The organism is Chryseobacterium elymi, from assembly GCF_003385495.1.
GTDB classification, from domain to species: Bacteria; Bacteroidota; Bacteroidia; order Flavobacteriales; family Weeksellaceae; genus Chryseobacterium; species Chryseobacterium elymi.
This window is the reverse complement of sequence record NZ_QNUH01000004.1, coordinates 164,276-175,081: the sequence shown is the minus strand read 5'-3', so window position 1 is coordinate 175,081 and position 10,806 is coordinate 164,276. Positions and strand designations below refer to the sequence as shown.

Genomic DNA, 10,806 nt, shown 5'->3' with positions numbered 1-10,806 from the left:
ACCTCTGTATACGATAACTATGAAAAAAACAGATGTTGCTGTTATTGGCTTATCCTGTGTCTTTCCCGGGGCACAGGATGCCGATACTTTCTGGCAGAATATTATCAATAAGGTAGATTCCACCCAATCGGCTCCTGCTGATAGGATTGATCCTGTACACTTTAGTGATGCTACCAGTCCTGTAGACAGATTCTATTGCCAACGCGGTGGATTTATTTCAGATTATGAATTTGATCCTACGGCTTTTGGGATTCTTCCATTGGCAGTAGAAGGTACAGAGCCGGATCAATTATTAACCCTCGATCTGGTGCAGAAAGCCCTGGAAGATGCCGGTGTATTTCAAAAAGGAATATCTCTTGAGAAAACCGGAATCATTATCGGTAAAGGAAACTATACCGGTCCCGGAGCGACGCGTGCCATTGAAATCGTGCGTACGGGGGAACAGATTTCTTCGCTGTTGCAGGAATTGCTTCCTCAGGTATCTTCAGCAGACATCGAAAAGGTGAAGCATGCTTTCCAGGAGCGGAAAGGACGCTTTGCAGCAGATACCGCCATGGGATTGATTCCCAATCTGGTTGCCTCTTTAGTGGCGAACAGGTTCAATCTGGGAGGTGCTGCATTCACAGTAGATGCTGCCTGTGCCAGTGCCCTGATTGCAGTAGATCACGCCGTTCAGGAACTCAACCGTGGCCGTTGTGATATGGTCATCGCGGGAGGTGTACATACCGGACAGAACGCTGCTTTCTGGAGTATTTTTGCCCAGTTGGGAGCTTTGTCGCATCAACAGCAGATCAAGCCGTTCAGTATGGATGCAGACGGATTGTTAATTGGCGAAGGCTGTGGTTTCGTCGTATTAAAACGATTGGAAGACGCAGTCCGTGATCAGGATAAAATCTACGCCGTGATCAAAGGTGTTGGAGTAAGCAGCGATGGCAATGGAACCAGCGTGATGAGCCCGTCCGTTAAAGGTCAGCTTAAAGCTTTGCAACAGGCCTGGATCAATGCAGATCTGGACGAAAAGCAGATTGGTTATCTTGAGGCCCACGGAACAGGAACACCGCTTGGAGACAAAACAGAACTTCACACTCTGGCTCAGTTTTTCACTAAAGAAGAAACAACGCAGGCTGCAGGAATAGGATCCGTTAAATCCAATATCGGGCATGCTATGCCGGCTGCTGGGATCGCAGGTTTAATCAAGACCTGTCTGGCGCTTCATCATGATACGTTACCGCCTACATTATATTGTGAAAATCCAATTGCAGATATGGAGCAGACCCGTTTTGCTCCGGTACAGGAACCAAAAATCTGGTCAAAAACAGGTTTACCGAAAGTAGCGGCAGTCAATGCCTTCGGATTTGGAGGGATCAATGCACACGTTGTTTTGGAAGGCTATGATATGCCTAAAAAAGACCGCGTTTTAGTATTGGCAAGACCTACCCATGAAGAATTACTTTCTGCTTTAAAGAACAACGAAAATAGAGTAGGAGAAGGGGATTACCGGATTGCTTTATTCGACCCGACCCCTGAAAGAATAGAAAAAGCCACTAAAATTGTAGCTAAAAATAATCCATGGCGCAATAAACAGGATATCTGGTACACCAATACGCCTTTACTGAAAGATGGAGGTAAGATTGCCTTCGTATTTCCGGGTCTGGATGGCCTTGCGAAAGGAGAAGTGGACAGTGTGAGCCGTTATTTTGGATTAACCGAGCCTATCGAAACAGAAGGGGAAGGTTTGCTAAGCGATGCATTGGGGATTTTCAACAAATGCAGCATCCTTGATAACGCCCTGAAAAAACTGGGAATTGTTCCGGATATGAATGCGGGACACAGCCTGGGAGAATGGCTGGCAGGATATTCCTCAGAACTGGCAGAAGTGAATTCTGTTAAAGCTCTGATTGATGTTCTGAATCCGGAAACCTTTGAATTAAAAGATTCCAGATTCATTGCGATCGGGGCGGGGATTGATGAGGTGAAGCCTTTTATCGATGCCATTCCCAATCTTTATATTTCCAATGACAACTGTCCCAATCAGGTGATCCTTTGTGGCAGTAATGCTGCTCTGGACGAGCTGGTTCCATTGTTAAAATCAAAACAGATTTTTCATCAGATCCTGCCGTTCCAGTCCGGTTTTCACTCACCGTTTATCGCTGATAAGCTGGATGTGATCTTAGCGGGAATGGAAAAAGCGCAGTTTCAACAGACGAAAATCCCGTTGTGGTCTGCAACGACTTTAGAACCGTATCCTGCCGATCAGGATGCGATCAGAAAACTAAGCGCAGAGCATTTGGTTCAGCCGGTCCGTTTCCGTGAACTGACGGATAAACTGTATGATGAAGGCGCAAAATTCTTTATTCAGATAGGAACCGGAGGACTTATTGGATTTATTGATGATACTTTGAAAGGAAAACCATTCAGTACGATAGCGTCGAGTGTGGCTACAAGATCTGCCCTGGCTCAGCTGCAACGTGTGGTAGCCGCATTATTTGTGGAAGGTAAAACAGTAGCATTGGACTTTTTAGAAGTACAAAACCCATCAAAAAAATCATTAGGAAAGGGAATCAAGTTACAGCTGGGTTCACCGATCATTCGGGATTTTAAAGAAATTCAAAATCTGGTGCAGTCTTTTGAAGTGCCAAAACAAAATACGGTTTCAGCAACGGTGGCTAAGACCGGTCATCCTCTTGTTCAGGCTTTCCAGGAAAATATTACCGATATGATCCGGATGCAGGAAGAAGTGCTGACGCTGTTTCAAAACCGTCCGCAAATTGCAGTTCCAAAACCTGTAGTTTCCAGACCTCCTGTTAGTAAGAATTTCTCGAAACTTCTTCATGTTAATTTAGATACTCATCCTTACCTCATCGATCACAGTCTATTGAGACAGCCGAAAGGATGGACCAATGTTTCTGATATGGAACCGGTGATCCCGATGACCATGATTTTTGAGCAGTTAGCAGAAATAGCACAGGCCGAAATACCGGGAACCCGCGTTCATAAGATAATGAATGTAAGTGTGTTTCAATGGATGAATGTCGCCAAACCTTTTGAAAAAACAGTCAAAGGAGAATGGCGTTCCAATAACCATGCCTACCTTGATATAGAGAACTTTGCGAATGCAGAAGTCTTATTGGCTTCATCTGAGCCTGCTGTACCTGCCTTTAACCTATCGATCGGGGATCTTCTGCCTATTGAAAGAACACCTGAAGAAATCTATGACAAACATATGTTCCATGGAGAACTGTACCAGGGAATTACAGAGATTTCTGCAGTAGGAACAAAAGGAATTGTAGGAAAAATCAAAGGAAACGGAGGAAAAGGTTCTTTGCTTGATAATGCAGGACAATTATTCGGATTGTGGCTGCAGCTTACCCTGACCAAAGACCGTATTGCTTTCCCGGTAAAAATCAGAGATATCGAATTCTTCGGAGATATGGAGGATCAGGACGGCCTTTTTGAATGTACCTGTATCCTTACAGAACTCAATGAAGAATTTGCCATTGCAGATATCATCCTGAAAAGAGACGGAAAAGTATGGTGCGCGATTACAGGCTGGCAAAACCGCCGGCTGGAAATCGATGAACCTCTGTGGAATGTTTCCATGTCGCCTTTACATAACCGTCTTTCGGAGGAAATAGCTCCTGAAGTATTTTTCTTTCATCAGGCGTATACGAGAGTGGCTTCGTGGGATTTTATCCTCAAAAGATATTTCAACCAGACGGAAAAACAGTATCATCAGCAGTTGTTTCCCAACAAGCGGAAAGAATGGATGGTAAGCCGTGTAGCCGTGAAAGATGCGGTACGAAACCTTCTCCGTGAAAAGAAAAATCACCCTTGTTTCCCCATCACTTTTGAAATCGGGAAGGATGAAGTTGGAAAACCTTATCTGATAGGCGATGTCACAGAAGATATCCATATTTCTTTAGCCCATAAAGAAAAGGATGCGGTAGGTATTGCACGTCAGGGCGGCCCGGTGGGAATCGACATGGAGATCATGGAAGAACGAAGCTCCGAATTTTACGACCTGGTATTTACCGATCACGAATTAACCTTATTAAAAGACAGAGATCAGGCAGAATGGACCACCAGATTCTGGGTAACCAAAGAAGCGTACGGAAAGTTTCTGGGAACCGGACTGAAAGGAAATCCAAAAGCTTTCGAAATCACGCATATTGAGGGAGATCATTTATGGATCAACCAAACTGAAATAAAAACTATTAAACATAAAAAATATATTATCGGATGGACACTATAAACAACACATTAAAATTGAATCACGAAGAATTGTTCACACTTTTAAAAGGTTTTATTACAGAAGTGATAGGTGCCGAATTTGTAGAGGAAATGGATATCACTCCGGATAGTTCATTCACGAAAGACCTGGAAATGGACAGCATAGAAATAGTTTCTTTTTCCGAGAAGATCAAAGCGCATTTCGGGGATCAGATTGACTTCACGGGATGGCTGTCTTCTATGGACTTAGACGAACTGATCAACCTTGACCTCCGTATGATCATCAATTATATCTACGAATGCCAATAATCAATGTAAACAATAAACAGGTTCATATTCAGGAACTGAATAAAGGGGCTGAACAGACAGTGGTGCTTATCCACGGGATGTTCAGCAACCTCTCCATTTATTATTTTAATATTGCCCCGATTCTGGCGAAGCATTTCCATGTGGTGATGTATGATCTGAAAAGTCACGGCATGAGTGAGCGTTTTACAGACGGCTACGATCTGGAAAGTATGTCATCTGATGTACTGGCTTTGATGGATGTTTTAAATCTTAAGAAAGTACATCTGGCCGGATACAGTTTCGGAGGATTGATTGCTTTGAAAACAGCATTGAAAGCGCCGGACCGTGTCAGTCAGCTGGTCGTTATAGAAGCCCCGGATCCTCAGGATGAAAAGGCCCGTAACATTATCGATGAATACAGCAAAGAATTCCTCGAGCATTATGTGGCCAATTTTACGGACACCACCAAAGTTCAGATGGGCAAAAGGCAGATGGAGAAAAACCACCGGATGTATGAATTCCTGTTTGAAAAGACCACCATCAAAGCAGATATGATCAGGGAAAAACATTTTCTGGGGAAAGCCAATTTCTCAGAGCTGGATATTCCCACACTCTTGCTTTACGGATCTGAATCGAACTGTAAACCTACAGGGGAATGGCTTAAAACGCAGATTATTCCGTCTGAACTGGAACTGATTCCGGGAGATCATAATGTCCCGATACAGGAACCCGTTCGGATCGCTGAATCGATGGTTCATTTTTTATCTCAATCATTATCTAACGCATTAACACAAAATCATGGCTAAATTTGTATTTGTTGTTCCACCATTGACAGGCCATGTCAATCCAACCTTAAGCATCGGCGCAGAATTACTGCAAAGAGGACATGAAGTGGCCTGGATCAGTCTTGATAAAAATTTAAGTACAAAGCTTCCTGTCGGGGGAGAACTTTTACTCATTCAATATGACCAGACCGACGAGGAGAAAAGAGAAAGTGAGAGCTATCTCGATATTATTTCTAAAAAAGTAGTCTACGGTATCGACAGTATAAAGTTTCTTTACGATGACGTATTGATTCCTTTAAACAGACATTGCTACAATGGAATCGTTACCTTGCTGAAACACTATCAACCCGATTTGGTGATTGGAGATCATCAGTTATTTGCCGCTGCTATTGCTGCTAAAAAACTGAATCTTCCCTACAGCACCTCCGTTACCGCTCCGGCGGCCATTAAAATGATGGATGAACTGCCTAAAGTACACGAATGGGAAGTCAATAAAATCATTGAACTGCAGAAAGAACTTGGCGTAACGGAAAACCGTTCATTGGCTTCTTCTGATCTGTTGACGCTTGTTTTAACTTCAAAATATTTCTTTGGTGAAATGGATCTGCCGGAAAACTATCAGTTCACGGGACCTGTTCTTACGGAACGCCGTATCTCCTGTGAATTTGATTGGGACAGATTGAAAAGCATTACCCACAAAAAGATCCTGGTAAGCATCGGAACGACTTTCGATCATGATCATAAAAAAGCATTCTTCCAAAAGGTGGTGGATGCCTTTAAAGATGAAGACCTGACCGTGGTATTGGTTTCCGATCCGCAGCTTTTTGACAGCTGGCCGGAGAATTTTATGGTCTATCATCAGGTTCCTCAACTGGATCTCTTGCCTTATCTAGATGGAGTCGTTTGCCACGGCGGTCACAATACCGTTTCTGAAGCCCTTTCCAATGGTCTTCCGTTGGTTGTGATCCCGATTGCTTATGATCAGTCTCATGTGGCAGGACGTGTAGTGCGTACCGGAGCAGGAGAGCGTCTTAATTTTAACAGATTTAAATCCCATCACTTAAACGAAGCCGTGAAAAATATATTAAATAATTCGGAATATAAAGAAGCTGCTGAAAAGGTTCGTGAATCTTTCACCGAAGCCGGAGGTACAGCCACTGCAGCCAGTTTGCTTGAAAAAGCGTTAATCCCTGCTGAGGAAACCATAAAGCCGGGGTCTAAATTTTTATTTGTGATCCCGCCATTTTTTGGTCATATCAGCCCGACCTTAAGTGTAGGAGCCAGTTTGATCGCCCGCGGACACGAGGTAAAATGGTTCGGAATTACACCGTTAGACGACAAACATATTCCGGAAGGAGGAAGTTATTTTTATCCTGAAGAAGATCTTATCCCGTTTCAGGAGGATATTCAGCGTATTTTAAAGAGACAGGATGACGGGCCGGCGTGTTCAGGACCTGAAGTGATGAAGCTTGCACTGGAAGAGACCTATGTTCCGTTTGCCAAGATGATGATGCCCGGATTGGAGCGTCTGATGGAAAGCTGGAAACCGGATGTTCTGGTGAATGACTGCATCACTTTCGGAGGAGCTCTTTTTGCTCACAAACACCATATTCCGTGTGTAACAACTACGCCTGTTCCTCCCGATGTAATGGGCGATACCGCGAATAACGCACCCAAAATATTCGAATGGCAGCAAAACCTGATCAAAGATCTTCAAAAAGAAGTGGGAATTGATGATGAAGGTATTTTTATCCATTCCAATAAGCTGAATCTGGTATTCACGTCACAGACTTTTGCGGATTTTGAAACCGTTCCGTCCCATATGAGATTTGTAGGTCCGGTAAAAGGACGTCCGAATCCGGCTCCTTTTGACTGGGAAAAGCTGGAAGCGTCTACGACCCCGAAAATATTTGTATCCTTAGGAACGCTTTTAGTAGATATTCGGAAAGCCTTTTTTGAAAAAGTGATTGCCGCGTTTGCAGATCAGCCTGTAACGGTTATCGCAGCAACTCCTCCGGACATATTTGATGAATGGCCTTCTAATTTCATCGTGAACGGCTTTGTCCCGCAATCTGCATTGATGCCTCATATGGATGCAGTGATCTGCCACGGAGGCTTTAATACCGTAAATGATACATTTACCAATGGATTGCCGATGCTCATTACCCCTATCGCCTACGACCATTTTCATATTGCTAAATTAATTGAAAAGGCAGGCTGCGGAATCAGCATCCGATACAAGAGATTACGTGTTGAAGCTCTTCGTGAAACTGTTTTTGAACTGCTGGAAAACCCTGCCTACAGAAACGCAGCGAAAGAGGTTCAGACGAACTTACTGAATGCCGGCGGTAATGACCGTGCGGTAGAGCTTCTGGAAGATTTTGTGCAAGAACATCGTTCAACATTAGTTATGGTATAAGCCTATGCGACGAAAATTGTTATTTGGTGAGCGCATGCTGCTGGGTGACGGAACAGAACCTTTCAATGCGGTGATTCCGTTCCGGTTGCGCGGAACCTTTAAAGAGGAAAATATTCAACATGCCCTGAATCAGATTCAGAGAAAACATCCGTGGTTGAGAGCACTCATCAGCCATGATGAAAACAATATCCCATGGTTTGAAGTTCCGGAAAGACATCTCCCCATCCCGATACGGATGGTGACCCGAAAAGGAGAGGACGACTGGAAAGAAGAATCCGCAAGAGAGTGGAAAACCTTGTTTAATTACGGAGAATTGCCGCTGATCCGTTTTGTATGGATCAAAGGGGAAGAGGTTTCTGATATGCTTTTTTCTTTTCATCACTGTTTATGCGACGGCGGTTCTGCGATGGCTTTTCTGTATGAATTTTTGCAGCTGCTGGATCGTCCTTCTGCAGAAATCGGGGTGGAAAATCCCATACTCGGAATTCATGATGTGGTTCCTTCTGAGATTTTAACGAACCGAAAACAGAAACTGAAAGCGAAAGTGATCGGAAGACTGGCAGCGACAGCCATCAAATGTATTCCTGTCAGTAAAAAAGCCGTTGACCGGCAAAAAGATTATCTGATCCACTGGAAATTCAACAAAGAAATGAGTCAGGAACTGATTTCTTACTGCAAATCACACGAAGTTACTGTTAATACTTTCCTGTGTGCAGCATTGCTTCAGGCATTTAAAAAAGTGAGAGGCAATGCAGCTTTCAATAAGGTTTCGTGTCCGGTGGATATCAGGCGCTTTGCCAGCCAGATCAAAGGAGACCATATTTTTGCTTTCGGTCTGATGATCGTGGTTTCAGCGAATCAGAAAATAAGTTTTTCGGAGAATTTAAGACTGATGCAGGAATCTGTAGAGCGGAAAACTTCCAAATTGAATCCCTACATTACGATGATGGTGATGGAATCTGCTCATGATGTTCTGAAAAATTTCACGAAGCTGCTAAAGCATGGCAAGTCTTCCAACGACTGTATGTTTTCCAATCTGGGACGCATCCAGATTCCTCATCAATACAAAGAATTTACACTGGATACCATTTTTAGTCCTTCAGTAATCGGGCCTTTGGGCAATACCACAACGATGGTGACATCAACATTCAGAGGGGAAATGGATTTTTCTTTTGTAGGAAGCGAAGGATATTTGCCGTATGCTGAAGCCTTAGCCATTCGTGATGAGGTGATTCAGACGGTGAAATTACAATTAGACCCCATTGCAATATTATGATCAGGCGAAATTTAATGATGGTGGAACGGATCATGTATGTTGATCCTGAAACTCCTGTTAACTGTGTATTTACAGCAAAAATCCAAGGGAATATCCCTGAGGAAAACTTTAAGACTGCTTTAGAGAAAATCCAGCAGAAACATCCTTTGCTGCGAACCAGGATTGATAACAGCAGTGAAAAATATCCCTTTTTTATAGAAGTAGAAGAAATTGAATCCATTCCGCTCCGTATTGTTGAGCGAAAAACCGATGAAGACTGGCTGCTGGAATCCGAAAAAGAATGGTTCCGGCTGTTTAAAGATGAAAAAAAACCACTGGCCCAATTGGTCTGGATCAAAGGACAGGAGGTATCGGAAATTCTCTGGGTATTGCCTCACTGTATCTGCGATGGAACTTCCCTTGTCACCATGATGAAGGAACTTCTTGCTTTATTGGATGATCCTGCTGTAGAGCTGCAGCCTTATGAAGTATTCAGTTCTGTAGATGATTTTCTGCCTTTGGATTTCGATATGAAAAGAAAGAAGCGCAAAGCCCGTTTTTATCTGATGATAGGCAGACTCTTTTTTCTTATGAAGCGGAAAAGTAAGACCAGAAATCTTGGCAGCAATTATGTTGTCCATTGGAAGCTGAATGCAGATACAACCGCGCAAATAACGGCAAAATCTAAAGCTCATGGTGTTTCTGTACACGCTTTGCTTTGTTCTTCGTTTATGCAGGCTTTTCAGGATATCCAGGGAAAATATGCAAAAGGGAAGGTGATCAGTCCAGTGGATGTGCGTCACTTTATTCCGGAGATCAGGCAGGATCATGTATTTGCTTTTGCACCGACCGTTGAATTGTCATTAAAAAAAGGAAGCACAGATCTACTGGACAACGCCAGACAGATCAAAAAAGATCTTGTAGAAAAAATAGAAAAAATGGAGGCCCGAGAGCTTCTGTGGATGGGTGAGCAGATGCATCCCGTTGCTGAACGTATGGTTTCTATGATGAAGTCCAGTAAAGGCGGACATGATGTAACGCTTTCCAATATGGGAAGAATCAATATCCCAGGTGATTATAAAAATTTTAAAGTGGAAACCATCATCAGTCCGACTGTTGCCTTTCCATGGCTGAATTCAAATACTTTGGTAACCACAACGTATAATCAACAAATGGACTTTACGTTTATGTCCAATGAGGATTTTCTACTTAAAGAAGAAGCCGTTAAAATTAAAGACAAAGCCATTGAACTTCTCACCTCATCGCTATGAAATTTAAACTGAAGCCTTCACCTCCTAAAAAACTCAGGAAAACCACCCTGAAACGCTTTTTAATCAGGCGGACGATCTATTATGTCCTTCCGAATGTATTCTTCAATTTCATTATTGCTTACGCCAGTTTCCAGGAATTAGGGTATACACACTTCTTTTCCGGAACCCAAAATCTGGCCCGATTGACGCTACCAATGGCCATATTCTTACCGGTAGTGCTTACCATCGACATCATCAACAGGGTTATTATTGCTTCCGAACAGGGCGCGATTGAATTTACCGTAGATGAACAGCTTAACAAAAAGAAACTGATGACGAAACTGAGCATTTTGCACGGGGTTATTACCGGATTATTGGTTTTGTCTGTCCTGCTTTTTGCACAGTATGTTTTTTCAAAATATTATAAGCTGGATGCTACGGCGATGGCGATGCTTGTGGGCTTGCTGGCGGGAGTGCTTTCTGCCATTTTTGTGTATGTACCAGTGAGGAGGTTGAGGAGGTGGATGTATAAGCCTGAGATGGCTAAATAATAAATTGCTTTTAATTTTAACATCAAAA

Annotated in this window: 7 protein-coding genes; all 7 read left to right on the top strand. The window is 43.1% G+C overall.

Going from position 1 to position 10,806, the window contains the following annotated elements; all coding sequences use genetic code 11:
* Positions 1-19 precede the first annotated feature (19 nt).
* The 7 genes from DRF60_RS06240 to DRF60_RS06210 are packed head-to-tail and all read left to right on the top strand — an operon-like array spanning position 20 to position 10,778.
* The gene (locus DRF60_RS06240; RefSeq protein WP_116011245.1) at positions 20-4,252 is read left to right on the top strand and encodes a type I polyketide synthase; all 4,233 of its coding nucleotides are present in this window, start codon (positions 20-22) and stop codon (positions 4,250-4,252) included.
* Positions 4,240-4,539, top strand: a complete 300-nt coding sequence (locus tag DRF60_RS06235; RefSeq protein ID WP_034728171.1) for an acyl carrier protein — start codon at positions 4,240-4,242, stop codon at positions 4,537-4,539. Before DRF60_RS06240 ends, DRF60_RS06235 begins: the two co-directional genes overlap by 13 nt.
* Positions 4,530-5,324: an alpha/beta fold hydrolase gene (locus DRF60_RS06230; protein ID WP_116011244.1), complete on the top strand. Its 795-nt coding sequence runs from the start codon at positions 4,530-4,532 to the stop codon at positions 5,322-5,324. The genes DRF60_RS06235 and DRF60_RS06230 overlap by 10 nt, the downstream gene beginning before the upstream one ends.
* A complete protein-coding gene (locus DRF60_RS06225; protein ID WP_116011243.1) occupies positions 5,317-7,722 on the top strand; it encodes a glycosyltransferase in 2,406 nt (801 codons plus the stop codon). Before DRF60_RS06230 ends, DRF60_RS06225 begins: the two co-directional genes overlap by 8 nt.
* Positions 7,723-7,726: 4 nt before the next feature.
* Positions 7,727-8,998, top strand: a complete 1,272-nt coding sequence (locus DRF60_RS06220; protein WP_116011242.1) for a condensation domain-containing protein — start codon at positions 7,727-7,729, stop codon at positions 8,996-8,998.
* Complete coding sequence (locus DRF60_RS06215) at positions 8,995-10,248, top strand: condensation domain-containing protein (RefSeq protein WP_116011241.1); 1,254 nt, start codon at positions 8,995-8,997, stop codon at positions 10,246-10,248. Before DRF60_RS06220 ends, DRF60_RS06215 begins: the two co-directional genes overlap by 4 nt.
* Positions 10,245-10,778 carry a hypothetical protein gene (locus tag DRF60_RS06210; RefSeq protein WP_116011240.1) on the top strand — a complete coding sequence of 178 codons (534 nt, stop codon included), beginning with the start codon at positions 10,245-10,247 and terminating at the stop codon, positions 10,776-10,778. The genes DRF60_RS06215 and DRF60_RS06210 overlap by 4 nt, the downstream gene beginning before the upstream one ends.
* The last annotated feature ends 28 nt before the right edge of the window (positions 10,779-10,806 follow it).